This is a genomic window from Brevundimonas sp. GW821-FHT12E07 (assembly GCF_058807035.1).
In genome coordinates this window covers 426,654-446,135 of the sequence record NZ_JBXAQH010000004.1, presented here as the reverse complement: position 1 = coordinate 446,135, position 19,482 = coordinate 426,654, and the positions used below count along the sequence as shown (strand labels likewise).

Here is a 19,482-nt window from a genome sequence, read left to right as displayed (position 1 = left end):
CAACAAAGAAAAAGGGCGGCCCCGTCGCCGGGACCGCCCTCGTTCAGTTCAGTGCGGCTTGAGCGATTACTCGCTCTCGGCCAGCTCCAGCTGCAGGTCTTCCGGCAGCGGTTCGACGTTGGCTTCGCGGGTCTGCGTCAGCAGGGCGTCACGCTCGTTGGCGACCTTCTGCAGCGACCGGAGGTAGGCGCCGGTGCCGGCCGGGATCAGACGGCCGACGATGACGTTTTCCTTCAGGCCTTCCAGCGTGTCCTTCTTGCCGTTGACCGAGGCGTCGGTGAGGACGCGGGTCGTTTCCTGGAAGGACGCCGCCGAGATGAAGCTGCGGGTCTGCAGCGACGCCTTGGTGATGCCCAGCAGGACCGGCTGGGTGGTGGCGATACGGCCGCCACGCTTTTCGACCTTCTCGTTCTCGAACACGGCTTCGGCCACTTCGACCGTGTCGCCACGGATCAGGGTGGTTTCGCCCGAATCGATGATCTCGACCTTCTGCAGCATCTGGCGAACGATCACCTCGATGTGCTTGTCGTTGATCGGCACGCCCTGCAGTCGGTAGACCTCCTGCACTTCGTTCACGAGATACTCGGCCAGCGCCTCGACGCCCTGGATGCGCAGCAGGTCGTGCGGATCCGGGTTCCCGTCGATGATGTAGTCGCCCTTCTGGATCAGATCGCCGTCGTGGACGGAGATGTGCTTGCCCTTCGGGATCAGGAACTCGACGGGTTCGCCCTGGTTGCCATCGGCATCGGGCTCCGGCGTGATCTTGATGCGGCGCTTGTTCTTGTAGTCGCGACCGAATTCAACGCGGCCATCCATTTCGGCGATGACGGCGCAGTCCTTCGGACGGCGGGCTTCGAACAGTTCGGCGACGCGCGGCAGACCGCCGGTGATGTCGCGGGTCTTGGCGCCTTCGGTCGGGATACGGGCCAGGATTTCGCCCGGCTTGACGTTGTCGCCGTTGGCCACGGAGAGAATGGCGCCGACGGGCAGCAGGTAACGGGCGTCAGAGCCCGAGGCCAGCTTGGCGTAGGCGTCGCCGACGGTAACGCCCATGGCCGGACGCAGGTCCGAACCGCGGGGCGACGCGCGCCAGTCGATGACGACGCGCTGGGCGATGCCCGTCGCTTCGTCGGTCTCTTCCTTGAACGACAGGCCTTCCGTCAGGTCCTCGAAGCGGACGACGCCGCCGACTTCCGTAAGGATCGGGGTGGTATAGGGGTCCCACTCCGCCAGACGCTGGTTCTTCTTGACCTCTTCGCCGTCCTTGACGCGCAGACGGCCGCCGTACGGGATCTTGTAGCTTTCGCGATCCTTGCCATCGACCATGACGGTGACGATGACGTTGCGGCTCATCGACACCAGGTCGCCGTGGGCGGCGGTGACGGTCGGGCCCGCGACCTTGATCACACCGGCGTTGGTCGCCTCGTAGAACGAGGTTTCCGCCACCTGGGCCGTACCGCCGATGTGGAAGGTCCGCATCGTCAGCTGGGTGCCCGGCTCGCCGATCGATTGCGCCGCGATGACGCCGACGGCTTCGCCGATGTTGACGTTGGTGCCGCGCGCCAGGTCGCGACCGTAGCACATGCCGCAGATGCCGGCTTCGGCCTCACAGGTCAGGGCCGAGCGGACCTTGACCGACTGGACGCCCTCGCGGTCGATGACCTCGACCACGTCTTCCACCAGATAGGTGTCGGCGGGGAACAGGACGGTGTCCGTGCCCGGAACCTTGATGTCCTCAGCGTTGTAGCGGCCCAGGACGCGTTGGCCCAGCGAGACCAGGACGTCGCCGCCTTCGACCACGGCGCGCAGGGTGATGCCCCGCGTGGAGCCGCAATCGTCCTCGGTGACGATCGAGTCCTGCGCAACGTCCACCAGACGACGGGTCAGGTAACCCGAGTTGGCGGTCTTCAGCGCGGTGTCGGCCAGACCCTTACGGGCGCCGTGGGTGGAGTTGAAATACTCCAGAACGGTCAGGCCTTCCTTGAAGTTCGAGACGATCGGGGTCTCGATGATCTCGCCGGACGGCTTGGCCATCAGGCCGCGCATCCCGCCGAGCTGCTTCATCTGGGCCTGCGAACCACGGGCGCCGGAGTTGGCCATCATGTAGACCGAGTTGATCTCGGCCGTACGGCCCGAGGCCAGGACGCGCGGTTGCGCGATCTCGCCCATCATCTCGTCGGCGACCTTGTCCGTGGCCTTGGCCCAGGCGTCGACGACTTTGTTGTACTTCTCACCCTTGGTGATCAGACCGTCGGCGTACTGCTGCTCGTATTCCTCGACCAGGGTGCGCGTTTCGGCGACCAGCTGGGCCTTCTTCGCCGGAATGACGATGTCGTCCTTGCCGAAGGAGATGCCGGCCTTGGCCGCTTCCTTGAAGCCGAGACCCATCATCTGGTCGGCGAAGATGACCGTCGCCTTCTGACCGCAGTGGCGATAGACCACGTCGATCAGGTTGCCGATTTCCTTCTTGGTGAGGTTCTTCTCAAGCAGGCGGTAGCCGACGTTCGGGTTCTTGGGCAGCAGGGCGCCGAGCTTCATGCGGCCCGGGGTCGAGTCGATCACCTTGGTGATCTCGTTGCCGTCCTTGTCTTCCTCGGTCCAGCGCGCCTTGATGCGGGTGTGCAGGGTCACCACGCCGGCGTCGAGCGCCGCGTCGATCTCGCCCATGTTGGCGAACAGCTTGCCTTCACCCGGCTCACCGTCCTTGACCAGCGAGATGTAGTACAGGCCCAGGACGATGTCCTGCGACGGCACGATGATCGGCTTGCCGTTGGCGGGCGACAGGATGTTGTTCGTCGACATCATCAGGACGCGCGCTTCGAGTTGCGCTTCCAGCGACAGCGGCACGTGAACGGCCATCTGGTCGCCGTCGAAGTCGGCGTTGAACGCGGCGCAGACCAGCGGGTGCAGCTGGATGGCCTTGCCCTCGATCAGCTTCGGCTCGAACGCCTGGATGCCCAGACGGTGAAGCGTCGGCGCGCGGTTCAGCATGACCGGGTGCTCGCGGATCACCTCTTCGAGGATGTCCCACACCTGGGGCTGTTCACGCTCGACCATGCGCTTGGACTGCTTGACGGTGCCCGACAGGCCCTTGGCGTCCAGGCGCGCATAGATGAACGGCTTGAACAGCTCGAGCGCCATCTTCTTGGGCAGGCCGCACTCGTGCAGCTTCAGGTCCGGACCGACCACGATGACCGAACGGCCCGAGTAGTCGACGCGCTTGCCCAGCAGGTTCTGACGGAAGCGGCCCTGCTTGCCCTTCAGCATGTCGGCCAGCGACTTCAGGGGACGCTTGTTGGCGCCCGTGATCACGCGGCCGCGACGGCCGTTGTCGAACAGGGCGTCAACCGATTCCTGCAGCATCCGCTTTTCGTTGCGGATGATGATGTCCGGCGCGCGGAGCTCCATCAGGCGCTTCAGGCGGTTGTTCCGGTTGATCACGCGGCGGTACAGGTCGTTCAGGTCGGAGGTCGCGAAACGACCGCCGTCCAGCGGCACCAGCGGGCGCAGTTCCGGCGGGATGACCGGAACGACCGTCAGGATCATCCACTCGGGCTTGTTGCCGCTTTCGAGGAAGGCCTCGATCAGCTTCAGGCGCTTGGAGGCCTTCTTGGCCTTCATTTCCGAGGGGCTGTCGGCCAGTTCGCCGCGGTGACGCTCGGCCTCGGCGTTGAGGTCGATGCCCATCAGCAGGTTGCGCACGGCCTCGGCGCCGATCTCGGCGGTGAAGCCGTCATCGCCGAACTCGTCCTGGTAGCGGTAGAACTCGTCTTCCGTCAGCAGCTGGTTCTGCTTCAGCGGGGTCAGACCCGGCTCGGTGACGATGTAGTTTTCGAAGTAGAGCACGCGCTCCACGTCCTTCAGCGCCATGTCCAGCATCAGCGAGATGCGCGACGGCAGCGACTTCAGGAACCAGATGTGGGCGACCGGCGAGGCCAGTTCGATGTGGCCCATGCGCTCGCGACGGACGCGGGCCAGGGTGACTTCGACACCGCACTTCTCGCAGATGATGCCCTTGTACTTCATGCGCTTGTACTTGCCGCACAGGCATTCGTAGTCCTTGGTCGGGCCAAAGATACGGGCGCAGAACAGGCCGTCACGCTCGGGCTTGAACGTGCGGTAGTTGATGGTTTCGGGCTTCTTGATCTCGCCGAACGACCACGAGCGGATCTTCTCCGGCGAGGCCAGGGCGATCTTGATCTGGTCGAAGGTCGGGGTGACCGGGACCGCGTTGAAGATGTTCAGGACTTCCTGGTTCATCTTGATTCCTTCTGCAGCGGGGAGCTGCCTAAAATTCGAAAAGTGGAGAGAGCGACGGTCCCCTCCCCGCTTGCGCGGAGAGGGGTGGTTCCGATCAGCTGTTCTCCAGCTCCACGTTCAGACCCAGCGAACGCATTTCCTTGATGAGAACGTTGAAGCTCTCGGGAATGCCGGCCTCGAAGCTGTCGTCGCCGCGGACGATGGCCTCGTAGACCTTGGTCCGGCCGGCCACGTCGTCGGACTTCACCGTCAGCATTTCCTGCAGGGTGTAGGCGGCGCCGTAGGCTTCCAGAGCCCAGACCTCCATTTCCCCGAAGCGCTGACCGCCGAACTGCGCCTTACCGCCCAGCGGCTGCTGGGTGACGAGCGAGTACGGGCCGATGGAGCGGGCGTGGATCTTGTCGTCGACCAGGTGGTGCAGCTTCAGCATGTAGATGTAGCCGACCGTGACCGGACGCTTGAACTGCTCGCCGGTCTGACCGTCATAGACGATCGACTGGCCCGAACGCTCCAGACCGGCCGATTCCAGCAGGTCCTCGATGTCCGAGATGTGCGCGCCGTCGAAGACCGGGGTCGCGAACGGCACGCCCTTGGACAGGTTGTGCGCCAGCTCGACCAGTTCTTCCTCGTCCTGCGGCAGAGGGGTGTCCTCGCCGTAAATCTCGGTCAGACGCTCGACGAGCGCCTGCTTCTGACCGCCCTGTTGCCAGGCTTCCAGCAGACTCGAGATCTGACGACCCAGGCCCGCGGCCGCCCAACCCAGGTGGGTTTCGAAGATCTGGCCGATGTTCATGCGCGACGGCACGCCCAGCGGGTTCAGAACGACGTCGACGGAGGTGCCGTCGGCCAGGTGAGGCATGTCCTCGATCGGAAGGATCTTGGAAATGACGCCCTTGTTGCCGTGACGGCCGGCCATCTTGTCGCCCGGCTGAAGCTTGCGCTTCACGGCGACGAAGACCTTGACCATCTTCATCACGCCCGGGGGCAGTTCGTCGCCGCGTTGCAGCTTCTCGACCTTGTCTTCGAAGCGACGGTCCAGCGCCTTGCGGGCGTTTTCGAACTGGGCCTTCATGGCTTCCAGCTCGCCCATGGCCTTCTCGTCGTCGAGGGCGATCTGCCACCACAGGCCGCGCGAGAGCTCGCCCAGCTTGTCTTCGGTGACTTCACCGCGGCCCAGGCCCTTCGGACCCGAGGTCGCGTTCTTGCCCAGCAGCAGGGGCTTCAGGCGGCCGTAGACGTTGCGTTCCAGGATCGCGAGCTCATCGTCGCGGTCCTTGCCGAGACGTTCGATTTCCGAACGCTCGATGGACATGGCGCGCTCGTCCTTGTCGACGCCGTGGCGGTTGAAGACGCGAACGTCCACGACCGTGCCGGCGACGCCGGGCGGCAGGCGCAGGGAGGTGTCGCGCACGTCCGAGGCCTTTTCACCGAAGATGGCGCGCAGCAGCTTCTCTTCGGGGGTCATCGGGCTTTCGCCCTTCGGAGTGACCTTGCCGCAGAGGATGTCGCCCGGCTGGACTTCGGCGCCGATGGCCACGATGCCCGCTTCGTCGAGGTTGCGCAGGGCTTCCTCGCCGACGTTGGGGATGTCGCGGGTGATTTCTTCCGGCCCGAGCTTGGTGTCGCGGGCCATCACTTCGAACTCGTCGATGTGGATCGAGGTGAACACGTCGTCGCGGACGATGCGCTCGCTGATCAGGATCGAGTCTTCGAAGTTGTAGCCGTTCCAGGGCATGAAGGCGACGAGGGCGTTGCGGCCCAGGGCCAGATCGCCCAGGTCCGTCGACGGACCGTCGGCGATGACGTCGCCGGCCTGAACCGCGTCACCCACGCGCACGATCGGGCGCTGGTTGATGCAGGTCGACTGGTTCGAACGCTGGAACTTGGACAGGCGGTAGATGTCGACGCCCGAGCGGGCGGCTTCCAGTTCGCCGGTGGCGCGCACAACGATACGCGTGCCGTCGATCTGTTCGACCACGCCGTCGCGGCGGGCGATGACCACGGCGCCCGAATCACGGGCCACGACCGCTTCCATGCCGGTGCCGACCAGCGGCGCGTCGGACTGCACCAGAGGCACGGCCTGACGTTGCATGTTGGCGCCCATCAGTGCGCGGTTGGCGTCGTCGTTTTCCAGGAACGGGATCAGGGCGGCGGCGACCGAAACGACCTGCTTCGGCGACACGTCCATCATGTCGACGTCGGCCTTCACCAGCAGTTGGGATTCACCGTTGATCCGGCCGGGGACCAGATCGTCGACGATCTCGCCGTCCTTCAGGGCGATGTTCGCCTGGGCGATCGTGTACTTCGACTCCTCCATGGCCGAGATGTAGACCACCTCGCCCTGGGCCTTGCCGTCCTTCACGCGACGGTACGGGCTCTCGATGAAGCCGTACTTGTTGACGCGGGCGTGGGTGGCCAGGGAGTTGATCAGACCGATGTTCGGGCCTTCCGGCGTTTCGATCGGGCAGATGCGGCCGTAGTGGGTCGGGTGGACGTCGCGGACTTCGAAGCCCGCGCGCTCACGCGTCAGACCGCCCGGGCCAAGCGCCGAAAGGCGGCGCTTGTGGGTGATTTCCGACAGCGGGTTCGTCTGGTCCATGAACTGCGACAGCTGCGACGAGCCGAAGAACTCGCGCACCGAGGCGGCGGCCGGCTTGGCGTTGATCAGGTCGTGCGGCATGACGGTGTCGATATCGACCGACGACATGCGCTCCTTGATCGCGCGTTCCATGCGCAGCAGGCCGACGCGGTACTGGTTTTCCAGCAGCTCGCCCACCGAACGGACCCGGCGGTTGCCGAGGTTGTCGATGTCGTCGATCTCGCCCTTGCCGTCCTTCAGGCCGACCAGGATCTGCAGCACCTTGAGGACGTCGTCCTTCTGGAGCACGCGGATTTCGTCCGAAACCTCGGGGGTTTCCAGACGCATGTTCATCTTCACCCGGCCCACGGCCGACAGGTCATAGCGTTCCGCGTCGAAGAACAGCGACTGGAACATGGCCTCGGCGGCTTCCGGGGTCGGCGGCTCACCCGGGCGCATCACGCGGTAGACGTCGAACAGGGCGTCCTCGCGGCCCGTGTTCTTGTCGACCCGCAGGGTGTTGCGGACGTAGGCGCCGACCGTCACGTGGTCGATGTCCAGCACGTCGATGGTGGTGAAGCCCTTGCCTTCCAGCAGTTCGATGGTCGGGGCGTCCAGCTCGTCGCCGGCCTCGGCGTAGATCTCGCCGGTCTCGTAGTTGACGGCGTCGGCCGCCAGATAACGGGTGACCAGGGCGTCAGCGGCCAGCGACAGCGACTTCAGGCCGCCGTCCTGCAGCTTCTTGGCCGCGCGGGCGCTGATCTTGTGGCCGGCTTGCGCGACCACTTCGCCGGTGTCGGCGTCGATCAGATCGAACTCCGGCTTCACGCCGCGCCAGCGCTCGGGCTTGTAGGGGGTGACCCAGCCTTCGCCGCGCTTCTCGTACGGAACGGTCTCGTAGAAGGTGCGCAGGATCTCTTCACCGTCCATGCCCAGGGCATAGAGGAAGGTGGTCGCCGGCAGCTTGCGGCGACGGTCGATACGCACATAGACCACGTCCTTGGCGTCGAACTCGAAGTCCAGCCACGAGCCGCGGTACGGGATCACGCGGGCGGCGAACAGCAGCTTGCCCGAAGAGTGGGTCTTGCCCTTGTCGTGGTCGAAGAACACGCCCGGCGAACGGTGCATCTGCGAGACGATCACGCGCTCGGTGCCGTTGACGATGAACGTGCCCTTGTCCGTCATCAGGGGGATGTCCCCCATGTAGACGTCCTGTTCCTTGATGTCCTTGACCGAGCGGGCGCCGGTCTCTTCGTCCGCTTCAAAGACGATCAGACGCAGCTTGACCTTCAGCGGAGCCGCGAAGGTCATGTCGCGCTGGATGCATTCCTCGACGTCGTACTTGGGCTCCTCGAACTCGTAGGAGACGTATTCCAGAACGGCGCGTTCGTTGAAGTCCTTGATCGGGAACACCGACTTGAAGACCGCCTCGATGCCCTGGTCCTTGCGGACGCCGGCGCGAACTTCGCGCTGCAGGAACTGTTCGTAGGAGGCGCGCTGAACCTCGATCAGATTCGGCATCGCGACCGCTTCGGGGATCCGCCCGAAGGATTTGCGAATGCGCTTTTTACCGGTGAAGGTGGTGGCCGACGCGATCTGACCGTTGATGGTGAGACCGTTGAGGACGTCTGTCATTCAGTGTTTCCCAATCCTGGCAGCGTGACCTGCCGGAGAAATGCAGTGGCACGACACGCTTTCCAGCGGCCGCGCGTTTCGGTTTCGGCCTCCACCCTCGGACCCTTGCGAGGTCCAGGAGGCCTGAAATCTATGGGCTCCCTGGGACAGGAGCCGCACCTTCGCTCGGTCGGAGGGCGACGGACCGGGCCTCGGCGCTTTCGCGCAGACTCAATTGAGCTGTTGCGGAACGCGGACATATACTCGCTTTTCCGACGAAATAAAGGCCGGTCCACAAGGAATTATGCTGTCCTTCGGATTCCCGCTTTTCACCCGCCCGAAAGCCTGCCAGCCGCGCCCGTCCAACATGGGAAGCCGGCCCGCATAGCGCCACTTTTCGGCGCGGCGTGACCCTGCTAGCGTCGCCGTATGACCCGTATCGCCCTCGCCGCCGCCCTCGTCCTTTCCGCCGCGACCCTGTCGGCCTGCGCCGCCACCGTGCCGCCGACCATCCTGGCCGCCGCGCCGAACGATGCGACGTCCTGGGTCCCGGCCCAGCGCGCCTATCTGGCCTGGAACCTGACCAACCGCGGCTGGAACGTCACCCCCTCGGGCCTGCAGTACAAGCGCGTCGGCCGCGCCTTCCCCAAGGCCGCCATGCCGCTGACCACCGACACCGTCCGCGTCCACTATCGCGGGACCCTGATCAACGGGACGGAGTTCGACAGCTCCTACTCGCGCAACGAACCCGCCTCCTTCCCCCTGAACCGCGTCATCAAGGGCTGGACCGAGGGCGTGGCCCTGATGCACGTCGGCGAGACCTATGACTTCGTCATCCCCGCAAACCTGGCCTACGCCGGGCGCCGCATGGGCGACGACATCCCCGCGGAATCCACCCTGCTGTTCCGGGTCCAGCTCCTGGCGGTCAATCCGTAAGGCTGACCGCCGACCCTGAGGAAACACCCGATGGCGCCGGGCGCGGTGGCGCGCCACTGATCCGGCTCGCTCCACCGGAATCTCCCCCATGCCCGGACCCAGCGCCTGCCCCGCCGCCCCTCTGTGGGTGAGCCTGATGCTTTGCGGCCTCGCCGCGCCCGCCGCCTCGCAAACCGTCCCTCAGGCCGCACCGCCCGACACCACCACGCCGGTGGGGCGGGCGGCCAAACCTCCGGCCGGCTATCTGGCCCTGTGCGAACGCGATCCGGCCGAGTGCCGCGCCAGCACCGCCGATCCGGCCACCGACGACGACATCCGCGACGAGGCCGCGGGCCTGTACTGGAAGCAGGCCTTCGAGGGGAACGGCGCCGGCGCTCCATCCGCCGCCTCGCCTGCGCCAGACACTGCTTCGGCCGTGGTGGCGCCCGATCCTAACGCGCCCCAGCCCCCCGGCCTGAACGACGCGGGCGATCTCATCATGGCCCCGCCTGTCTGGGCCCTGATGTACCGGGTCAACAGCCTGGTGAACCATGAGATCCACATGGAAAGCGACCAGCGTCAGTACGATCAGGTCGACTACTGGAACGTCGAATCCGGTCAGGACGAGCACGGCGACTGCGAGGAGTACGCCCTGACCAAGCGCCGCCTGCTGATCGACTCGGGCATCCCGCCCCGGGTCCTGTCGTTCGGCATCGTCCGCACCTCGTGGGGCGAGCTTCACGCCATCCTGATCGTCAAGTCCGACCAGGGCGACCTGATCCTCGACAATATCGTCTCCGACATCCTGCACTGGGACCGGACCAACTACACCTGGATCAAGCGCCAGATGCCGGGCGATCCCTTCGACTGGCGCCGCGTCACCGGCTAGACTTCATACAACCTATGGGAGTCCGTTTACTGCGTAATTGACGCATAGATTGTTTTCGATTCCGCCCGACAACCTCCCGTCCGATCCTGTTCGTGGACGAGGAGCACTTCGCCATGGGCAAGCCGGGACTGATGCTTACGACCGCACTGGTCCTGGTGGGCGGCGACCTGACCCACGCCCGGACGCCCCTCCAACACGCCGGGCCCGAGCGCACCCCTACCCCTGTTGCGCCCGAGGGTCGCGCCGCCGCCCCGCCCGAAGGCTTCCTCGTTCTCTGCGAACGCGATCCCGCGGAATGCCGTGAATCCGGTGAGGAGGACGGTGACGATGACGACGCCATTCGCAAGGAAGCGCACGCCATCGAATGGCGCGACGCCTTCGGCGGCCCCGCCTCGGCCGCCTTCCCGCCCGGCGCCATGGGAGGCCGTTCTGCGGGGATCCCGCCGATCCACCTCCCCTCCCCGGCCGGAGGGGCGTCCCTGACGCCGTCCGGCGCCCTGGTCATGACCGCCGAGCGCTGGGCTCTGGTGGACCACGTCAATCAATCGGTGAACCGCGCCCGTCCAGATGGAGAGCGATCAGGCCCAGTACGGCCAGGCCGACTACTGGAACGTCCAGTCGGGCCGCGACGAGCATGGTGACTGCGAGGACTACGCCCTGACCAAACGGCATCAGCTGATCGCGGCGGGCATCCCGCCCGAGGTTCTGTCCTTCGGCATCGTCCGCACACCCTGGAACGAGTTGCACGGGGTGCTGATCCTGACCACCGACCAGGGCGACATGATCCTCGACAACCTCTCGGCCTGGATCCTCCACTGGGACCAGACCGGCTATCGCTGGGTCGAACGCCAGACGCCCGGCCAGCCCTTCGACTGGCGCACGGTGGAGGCGTCCTGATCAGGCGACGGAAAAGCGGCCCGCGTTGATCTGGGCCTGCGACGTCCCCGGCGACAGGATCGTCTCGACCCGCTCGTCGCCGCGATGGACGTGGGCCACGACCGCCCGGCGGTGCAGCCGCATCAGGTCGCGCGCCTCTTCGACGGCCTCCTCCAGAGACCCCGAGAGCAGCGGCTCCATGTGAGGCACGGAGGAGTTGTCGGATTCGATAAAACAGAAATAGGTCACGGTTCACTCCCCAAAAGCCAGACAGGCGGGAGTATGCGGCGTGCGCTACCGATCTCTTCCAGCCGCGGACGCCCGATGAACTGGCCCGCGATAACAGCAGTTTGCGGCCATTCCCCCCGGAGAACAAGCCAGAGCGACGAACTGTACGGCGTCAGACCGACAGCGGCGTCCATTCCTCATCCGCCGGCAGCGGGGCGAACAGGGCGTCGACCGTCGCGTCCGACACCCCGTCCAGCGTCGCCGGCAACCACTTCGGCGCATTGTCCTTGTCGACCACCACGGCGCGAACGCCCTCCTGGAAATCATGCGTCCGGACGATCCGCCCGCCCAACCGATATTCCATGGCCATGTTGTCGGCGAAGTCGGTCAGGCCCGCCCCGATCCGCACCTGCTTCAAGGAGACCTTCATCGAGGTCGGCGACTTGGTCTTCAGCGTCGCCAGCTGGGCCAGGGCCCAGTCCGACCCGTCTGCCTCCAGCGCGGCGAAAATCTCTTCCACGCTGTCGAAGGCGAACAGCCGGTCGATGGCCTCGCGGTCGATCGTCGCCGGTCCCGGATCGGCCGAGCGATGCTTCGCCGCCGCCTCCGCGGGCTCCACCCCGCCCATCAGATCGGCCTTCAGGGCCATGACGTTGGCCGAGGGCACGAAATGGGTGTGGATGCCGAGGGCCACCGTATCCGCCGCCTTCAGCCGCGCTCCGGTCAGCGCCAGCCAGACCCCCGTCTGCCCCGGCAACCGCGACAGGAACCAGCCGCCGCCCACGTCGGGGAACAGGCCGATCCCTGTCTCCGGCATGGCATAGGTCGTGCGCTCGGTCGCGACCCGCACCGGCGCGGGCTCCGAGATGCCCACGCCCCCGCCCATGACGATGCCGTCCACAACCGCCGTGATCGGCTTGGGATATTCGAACATCAGATGGTTCAGCCGGTATTCGGTCTTGAAGAAGGCCTTGGCCTCCGACGCATCCCCCGCCCCGCTCTCGGCGATCATGCGGATATCGCCCCCGGCGCAGAAGCCGCGCTCGCCCGAATGGTCGATCAGCACCCCGACCACCTCCGGATCGTCGCGCCACTCCGTCAGGGCCTCGATCATCGCCTCGCACATCGCCTTGTTCAGGGCGTGCAGAGCCTTGGGCCGGTTCAGGGTGATCCGCCCCACGGCGCCGTCGATACGGGTCAGGACTTCGGGTTCGGACATCGGATTCTCCCGCGACGGTCTGGCGTGGGTGATAGGCAGCCCCGCCGCCCGCGTCGAGCCGCGTCGCCGCAATCCACGCCTGCGATTTCGCGGCGCCCGTCAGGACTTCGGCGTCACGGTCAGCTTGTAGGGAATGAACAACGACAGCTCGAGCGGCCCCGACTGGATCCAGGTCACCCGGTTCTCCAGCCCCTCGGCCTGAACCCCGTACCCGGCGCCGAAGGTCTGGGCCGTCGTGCGCGCGTCCTCCGCCATCAGGGCCAGGATGGGCGCGCGGTACTGGGCCGGGTTCAGGATCGACAGCTGCCAGTCGCCGGTGATGTTCAGCAAGGTCCGGCCCGCCTTGGGTGCGCCCTGAACGAAGCGTTCGATCCGGCCCGAGGCGGCGTCCATGGTGTCGTCAGGCCGGATGGGCGTCTTGACGATCAGCGAGGCGGCGCTCGTGTCCGACCGGTTGCCGTCGACGCCCAGGGTCAGGGTGCTGACCATATCCTCGGTCAGGGGCGTCAGGGCGCCGTCCACCTCGATGCTCAGGTCGATGTCGGCCTGCCGCGCCGCCGCCCGCGCAAGGCCGCGCAGGGTTTCGATCAGTTCGGCCCGCCTCTGGGCCGCATCGCGCGTGTCCCCGACCGCGCGGATCTCGACGATCAGATTGTCGGCGCGGCGGTTCAGCCGGACGGCCGGGATCTGGTCGGGGTCCCACTCCCGGACCCGCGAGCCGGTCACCACGACCTCCTCGACCGCTCCGGACTGGGCAAAGGCTGGTGTCGAGGCCGCAGCCCCGAGGGTCAGGATGACGGCGACGACGGCGACGGTGTTCTTGATCATTGGCGGTTCCTCCCGCCCAAGCTTGATCACCGATCCGCGGCCCTGTCACCCGCGTCCGTGTCCTGCCCTTCCCTTTGCAGCAGGCCGGGCTTGGTCTAAGCCGCGCCCATGACCCTGCCCTTCATGCCCGCCGCCTTCCCCATGGCCCGTCCCCGCCGTCTGCGCGCCAGCCCCTGGGTGCGCCGGCTGGTGGCCGAGACCACGCTGACGCCCGCCGACCTGATCTGGCCGCTGATCGTCCATGACGGCGCGGAGGATCGCGTGCCGGTCCCGTCCATGCCCGGCGTCTTCCGCCTGTCGCCGAAAGCCGCCGCCGCCGCCGCCGTCGAGGCCCGCGATCTGGGCATTCCCATGATCGCCCTCTTCCCCAATGTCGACGCCTCGACCAAGGACGCGATTGGGACCGGCGCCACCGATCCCGACGGCCTGATCCCCGACTGCATCAAGGCCATCAAGGACGCCGCGCCCGAGATCGGCGTCATGTGCGACGTGGCGCTCGACTGCTACACCGACCACGGCCACGACGGGGTGGTCGAGGATGGCCGCATCCTCAACGACGCCTCGCTCGACCGCCTGGCCGAACAGGCCTTCATCCAGGCCCACGCCGGCGCCGACGTCGTCGCTCCTTCCGACATGATGGACGGCCGCGTTCAGGCCATCCGCGAGGCGCTGGAGGCCAACGGCTTCCACGACACCCTGATCCTGTCCTACGCCGCCAAGTTCGCCTCGGCCTTCTACGGCCCGTACCGCGACGCGGTCGGCTCGGCGAAGATGCTGACCGGCGACAAGAAGACCTATCAGATGGATTACGCCAACTCCGACGAGGCCCTCAAGGAGGTCGCGATGGACATCTCCGAAGGCGCCGACGCCGTCATGGTCAAGCCCGGCATGCCCTATCTCGACATCGTCCGCCGCGTGCACGAGACCTTCAAGATCCCGACCTTCGCCTATCAGGTGTCGGGCGAGTATTCGATGATGCAGGCCTCCATCGCCAACGGCTGGCTCGACCAGGACCGCGCCATCCTCGAAACCCTCCACGGCTTCAAGCGCGCAGGCTGCGCAGGGGTGCTCACCTACTTCGCCCCCCAGGCGGCGCGGCTGCTGGGCTAACCGCCGGCATTCTCCGCTTGACCTCGCCGACCCCCGTTCCGCAAATGGTTAACGAACAGGCAGGTGGGGGTCGGCATGGGCTTTCTTTGGTTTGGGCGGAAGAAGCCGTCACGGGTGTCGGCGCCGCCCGTCTCTCTGGACTTCGCCGCCTCGCCTGACGTCGAGGTGGTCGCCGCCGGAGCCGTGGCCGCCGCGGCCGCCGCCCTGACGCCGCACCACGGCCCGACGCCGGACGAGGCGCTGCAGATGCTGCGCGACGGCAATGCGGCCTTCCTGTCGGGCGCCTCCAGCCTCGGCCACGTCACCGCCCACGACCTCGACGCGCTTCAGGGCGGCCAGAAGCCGATCGCCACCATCGTCGGCTGCGCCGACAGCCGCACACCGCCGACCATCCTGTTCAACCAGGGTCTCGGAAAGCTCTTCATTATCCGGGTGGCGGGCAACACCGTCGACCGGCGCGGCCTGTCGTCCATCGTCTATGCGGTGAAGCACCTCAGCTGCCCCCTGGTCGTGGTCATGGGCCACACCGGCTGCGGCGCCGTGGCCGCCGCCGAGGCCGTGGTCGACGGCAAGGCCGAGCTGGATCCCTCGCTGGAGGAGATGATCGTCCCCATCCTGCCCGCCGTCCTCTCGGCGCGGAAGATCGGCGGTCACGACCTGGCCCGGCTGGCGGTGGAGGAGAACGCCCGCCGCGTCGTCGCCCGCCTCCTGACTGCCGACACTGCCCTCGCCCATGCGGTCGAGACCGGGACGATCAAGATCGTCGCCGCCGTCAAGGACATGGTCACCGGCCGGGTCGACTTCCTCGACCTGCCCGACAGCCCGCCCACCTCGGAAATCCACGGACACGCCTGACGGGTTTTCCGGCTCCGCTTTCGTCCTTTCTTCACTCCCTGCCGCCACAACTTCAGGCGGAGGGACTTGAAACGTGGCCGCTGTTGCGTGTTTGCGAGTGCTGCTGGACGGCAACCGGACGGATGTGCCGGCGGACCAGCTCGGCCCGCTGGTCGCCAAATACGCCAATATCTTCCTCGAGGTGCGCTGGGCTCACCCGCGTCATTACGACCAGCTGAGCCCCTACGCTTATCTGCTCGGCGACCCGGAGGCCGAGGAGCTCGACACGGTCGAACTGGCCCATCTGTCGCAGGAGCTTCAGGCCAAGCTGTTCGGCACCGGTATCGAGGACGCCGTCAAACTGGTCCTCTTCGAGGGCGACGACGAGGCCATCGACACCTTCGCCAACTGGTCGTCCGAGGCTGTGCTGGACGCCATGGAGGACCCCAGCCGTCTTCCGCCGGGCGGTCTGCTGCGCCGCATCGCGTCCGACGGCTCCCTGATCGAGGTCCCGGAGCACCCGGAGGACGCGGAGACCGCCGATGCCTTCCGCTTCGGCCCCACCATCGACACCTGCCAGGGCGTCTGGTTCAGCGCCGGCCAGACCTTCGTCGGCGACGTGCTCAGCTGCACCCCGGTCACCGCCTCGACCTACTACAGCCTGCTGGACGGCCCGGACCATCAGCCCGAGGACACCGAGACCTTCGACGCCGCCTGCGTGACCACCGCCCTGCGCTTCCTGGTCGACTTCCCGATCCTTCAGCCGCTGATCGTGCCGGTCTCCTTCTCGACCCTGGTCCGGCCCAGCCAGCGCGCCAACTACGCCGACCTGCTGCTGGTCCTGCCCGAGGGCTATCGCTCGAAGCTGTCCGTCAGCGTCTATGACACGCCGCGCGCGCCGACCTTCCACGCCATCAAGACTATCCGCGAGGCGCTCGACCCGGTGTTCGGCGGCATCGACCTGTGCACCCACGATCCGGACTTCCAGATCCAGCAACTGGCGACGCGGGCCGTGTCCAGCGTCACCCTGGCTCTGCCCGACGCCAAGCCCGACGTGCGGCTGGCGGCCATCCGCCGCTTCGCCAGCCATTCGGTCCACTACCGCCGCCGGCGCATCGTCGCCGGGGTCACCAACATCCGCTTCCGCGCCGAGCGCGAACTGGCCATCGCGCTCAAGATCCCCTTCCTCTCGGGCCCCGGCATCTGCCGCATCCAGAGCGAGCCGGTCGGCGGTCGCCGCTGGGAGCCCGAGGCCCTGCCCCTGCTCCAGCTCAACCCCGGCGGCGCCATGGCCGCCGCGACGGCCGCCTAGGGCTCGGACCGCGCCAGCAGGGCGATCAGGTCGTCCTTCCAGAACACCGCCCAGGTATGGGTCCCGTGCCCCTTGCCGCCTACGCTGTTGGGGATCAGCCGGTACTGGCCGTTCCTGATGCGCGGCGCGAACTGCTCGGACAGCCCCAGCTCCGGCGGATTGATGAAGTCGTCGGCCGAGTTGATCCACATCACCGGCGCGGTGATCTTCTCCAGATCGGCCGACGGGTCATAGTCGCTCGAGGCGTTGACCTGATACCACAGGTCATTGGCGTCCAGCGTCGGCAGCCGCCGCGTCTGCTGGGTCCGCGCCCAGGCGTCCACCGCCTCGGGCGTCGCCAGATCGTGCTGCAGCGGCATGGTCGCGCCGCCGGCCAGCACCAGCAGATCGACCGCCTCCCTCAGGCCCAGCTTCGGCTGTTCGACATAGTCGCCGCCCATCCACGCCGGATCGTTGCGGATGGCGTCCTTCAGCATGGTCCGCCACAGCCGGTTGCGCCCCACCAGCGCCGTCGGCTCGCACGCCAGCGGCATCAGGGCGTCGGCGAAGTCGGGATGGGTCTCGCCCCAGACGAAGGCGTGCATGCATCCCATCGAGGTCCCCAGGATCAGCCTCAAATGGTCGACGTTCAGCCCCTCGACCAGCATCCGCCGCTGGGCCTCGACCATGTCGGCATACTGATAGGCCGGGAAGGCCGCGCGCAGGCCGTCGCTGGGCTTGGTTGACTGCCCGTGCCCCAGGCTGTCGGGCATGATGATGTAATAGCGGGTGATATCCAGCGGCTGGCCGGGCCCGAAAAGCTCGCCCGCGAACTGGGGCGACAGGAAGGTCGCGCCCGTCCCGCCCGTGCCGTGCAGGATCATCACCGCATTGGTCACCCGCCCCTCGGCGTTGCGCACCGGCGTCCCCAGCGTCCGGTAGTGCATCCTCAGCTCCGGCAGGCTTCCACCCGAAGCGATTTCCAGCGGCCCGCCGACATAGTCGCTCTCGACCGGCGTATAGCGCGGCGTGGGCGTCTGGGCCGCGGCGGCCCCGCCCCAGAAGGCCAGCAGGATCAGGGTCAGAAAGGCGCGCATCGTCACTCGCTCTATTTCCAGGCCGTCGGCGCTTCCGCCGTCCAGCAAGAGGCCATCGTGGTCTGGAAGCTGCGGGCCCAATCGGCCAGAGGGGTTCCGACATTGCTCTCCAGCGACATCTCATAGCCGGTGGCCCCCGGCCACTTCGGCCAGAGACTCCACAGCGAATAGGTGACCCCGTCCATAGGCAAACCCGGCCGCTCCTCATTGCCCAGGGTCGGAACGTCGATGATCGGCGCGGGCAGACTTTCCAGCGCCAGCAAGACCTGCTGCGCGCCCGGACAGTCGGAAATCCGGGCCCATTCGATCTTGCCGCCACCCGGCCCGCTCGTCAGTCTTCGCGCGGCCAGAAACCGCGTCCCGCCCTCCTGCGGCGGCCGGTCGAACGGCGCATAGACGCTGAAGGTCTCGGAGGTCAGGCGCAGCGCCGGCCTGATCTCCAGCACGATCACCGGCGGGAAATGGCCCAGCTCGACCGTACGCGGGTTCGGCGCCATCGCCGGCGCTGTCTGGGCGTTCGCCACGCCGCCCCAGAGGACGGGCAGGATCAGCATCGTCAGAAGGCGCATGGACTCGGCTCCGGGGGACTGGAGGCTGCATCACTGCACGGCCCTGCCGCCTGATCAACCGGCGCTTATCGATCACACCCGCCGTTGCGCTTGGCGGGCCGGGGCGTAGTCTGCACCCACCACGGGCGGGGGCTCTGATGACGGCGGCGACCAAACCACGCGACAACCTCATCACCGTCGGCGCGATCGCCCTGGCGGCCATGAGCGTCGTCACCTTCGACCATGAGGGCCTGGGCCACGGCGGCGCCTGTCTGGCCATGGGCGGCCAGATCCAGCTTCTGACCTCGTCCCTTTTCCACTGCTCGCAGTCCTCGCCGCTGATCGACATGGCCGGACCGCTGTCGAACCTCGTGATCGGGGGGCTGGCCATGCTGCTCGCGGCCCGCGTCCCGGTTCGCCGCCCGGCGCTGAAGCTGTTCGTGATCCTCGTCGCCGCCTTCAGCCTGTTCTGGGAGGGCGGCTATACGGCCCGCGCCATGGCCGAGGCGAACGGCGATCTCTATTTTGCCGTCCGCGACCTGACCGACGGCGACGCCTTCTGGTGGCGGGCGCTTCTCGGCGCGGCGGGCGTGGCCGTCTACGTCCTGACCCTCGCGGCGACCTCACGCAGTCTGACGCAGCTTTGGCCCGACCGCGCCGACGCCCGGCGTATCGCCCGCACCGCCTGGCTGGCCGCCACGGCGGGCGCGGCCCTCGCCGCCCTCCTCTATCGCGGCGCGAACGCGGGTCAGGACGTGCACGACGCCGTGCTCGAGATCGGTCTCGCCGCCGTCCCCCTGCTACTGATCCCCGGCGGCAAGGCGGTCGAGACCTCCAGCCTGCCCGGTCGGATCGGCTTCAACCCCGTCATCCTCACGGCGGGCCTCGCCGTGTTCGCGGTGTTCGCGGCCACGCTCGGCCACGGGCTGGGCGTCTAGACTCCAGACAAGGAAAAGGGGACGTCCTGCAACGTCCCCTCCCCGTTCGCCGGCGCGCCGGGTTCTCCGGCCTGCCGCGCCCGTTCTGGCCGCGGCAAAACTGTGCGATCCGCGAGCGGCGGGAGGCGCCGGGATAATCGCGCCTCCCGCCGCCTGCCCCGAAATCCCTCCCTCGACAGGATTCCGGCCTTGCGGACCTCGGTATCGCCGCGCCCTTCCAGCCCGCGGCGACAGGGGAACGCTCTCACGCCATCGGC

14 protein-coding genes are annotated in these 19,482 nt (G+C 67.1%); 7 read left to right on the top strand and 7 right to left on the bottom strand.

All coding sequences use genetic code 11. From position 1 onward, the window contains the following. Positions 1–66 precede the first annotated feature (66 nt). On the bottom strand, positions 67–4,260 hold the full coding sequence (gene rpoC / locus AC1ROD_RS17005) for a DNA-directed RNA polymerase subunit beta' (protein ID WP_492949446.1): 4,194 nt from the start codon (positions 4,258–4,260) through the stop codon (positions 67–69). A 94-nt stretch (positions 4,261–4,354) separates the two neighbouring features. Continuing rightward, positions 4,355–8,473: a DNA-directed RNA polymerase subunit beta gene (rpoB, locus tag AC1ROD_RS17000; RefSeq protein WP_492949445.1), complete on the bottom strand. Its 4,119-nt coding sequence runs from the start codon at positions 8,471–8,473 to the stop codon at positions 4,355–4,357. A 408-nt stretch (positions 8,474–8,881) separates the two neighbouring features. Between rpoB and AC1ROD_RS16995 the strand changes: the two genes are divergently transcribed. From AC1ROD_RS16995 to AC1ROD_RS16985, 3 genes are all read left to right on the top strand, one after another. Beyond that, a complete protein-coding gene (locus AC1ROD_RS16995) occupies positions 8,882–9,388 on the top strand; it encodes an FKBP-type peptidyl-prolyl cis-trans isomerase (RefSeq protein WP_492949444.1) in 507 nt (168 codons plus the stop codon). An 88-nt stretch (positions 9,389–9,476) separates the two neighbouring features. Further along, positions 9,477–10,256: a transglutaminase-like cysteine peptidase gene (locus AC1ROD_RS16990; protein WP_492949443.1), complete on the top strand. Its 780-nt coding sequence runs from the start codon at positions 9,477–9,479 to the stop codon at positions 10,254–10,256. Positions 10,257–10,823: 567 nt separating this feature from the next. After that, entirely contained in the window at positions 10,824–11,153 is a 330-nt protein-coding gene (locus tag AC1ROD_RS16985; protein ID WP_492949442.1) for a transglutaminase-like cysteine peptidase, read from the top strand. Here AC1ROD_RS16985 and AC1ROD_RS16980 read toward each other — a convergent pair whose 3' ends face one another. The 3 genes from AC1ROD_RS16980 to AC1ROD_RS16970 all read right to left on the bottom strand — a co-directional run bounded on the left by AC1ROD_RS16980 (position 11,154) and on the right by AC1ROD_RS16970 (position 13,407). Continuing rightward, entirely contained in the window at positions 11,154–11,381 is a 228-nt protein-coding gene (locus AC1ROD_RS16980; RefSeq protein WP_492949441.1) for a hypothetical protein, read from the bottom strand. Positions 11,382–11,532: 151 nt separating this feature from the next. Then, a complete protein-coding gene (locus AC1ROD_RS16975) occupies positions 11,533–12,579 on the bottom strand; it encodes an enoyl-CoA hydratase/isomerase family protein (RefSeq protein WP_492949440.1) in 1,047 nt (348 codons plus the stop codon). 99 nt (positions 12,580–12,678) lie between these two features. After that, complete coding sequence (locus tag AC1ROD_RS16970) at positions 12,679–13,407, bottom strand: hypothetical protein (RefSeq protein WP_492949439.1); 729 nt, start codon at positions 13,405–13,407, stop codon at positions 12,679–12,681. A 108-nt stretch (positions 13,408–13,515) separates the two neighbouring features. Here AC1ROD_RS16970 and hemB point away from each other — a divergent pair, with 108 nt between their 5' ends. From hemB to AC1ROD_RS16955, 3 genes are all read left to right on the top strand, one after another. Further along, positions 13,516–14,517, top strand: a complete 1,002-nt coding sequence (gene hemB, locus AC1ROD_RS16965; protein ID WP_492949438.1) for a porphobilinogen synthase — start codon at positions 13,516–13,518, stop codon at positions 14,515–14,517. Positions 14,518–14,631: 114 nt separating this feature from the next. Next, positions 14,632–15,372: a carbonic anhydrase gene (locus tag AC1ROD_RS16960; protein WP_492949437.1), complete on the top strand. Its 741-nt coding sequence runs from the start codon at positions 14,632–14,634 to the stop codon at positions 15,370–15,372. 73 nt (positions 15,373–15,445) lie between these two features. Beyond that, positions 15,446–16,663 carry a hypothetical protein gene (locus AC1ROD_RS16955; RefSeq protein ID WP_492949436.1) on the top strand — a complete coding sequence of 406 codons (1,218 nt, stop codon included), beginning with the start codon at positions 15,446–15,448 and terminating at the stop codon, positions 16,661–16,663. Here AC1ROD_RS16955 and AC1ROD_RS16950 read toward each other — a convergent pair. Together AC1ROD_RS16950 and AC1ROD_RS16945 are read right to left on the bottom strand one after the other, a co-directional pair. Beyond that, positions 16,660–17,739, bottom strand: a complete 1,080-nt coding sequence (locus AC1ROD_RS16950) for an alpha/beta fold hydrolase (protein ID WP_492949435.1) — start codon at positions 17,737–17,739, stop codon at positions 16,660–16,662. The two genes, AC1ROD_RS16955 and AC1ROD_RS16950, sit on opposite strands and share 4 nt — an antisense overlap. A gap of 11 nt (positions 17,740–17,750) precedes the next feature. Continuing rightward, the gene (locus tag AC1ROD_RS16945; protein ID WP_492949434.1) at positions 17,751–18,308 is read right to left on the bottom strand and encodes a hypothetical protein; all 558 of its coding nucleotides are present in this window, start codon (positions 18,306–18,308) and stop codon (positions 17,751–17,753) included. A 137-nt stretch (positions 18,309–18,445) separates the two neighbouring features. Between AC1ROD_RS16945 and AC1ROD_RS16940 the strand changes: the two genes are divergently transcribed. Beyond that, positions 18,446–19,225, top strand: coding sequence for a hypothetical protein (locus AC1ROD_RS16940; protein WP_492949433.1), 780 nt, complete (start codon positions 18,446–18,448; stop codon positions 19,223–19,225). The last annotated feature ends 257 nt before the right edge of the window (positions 19,226–19,482 follow it).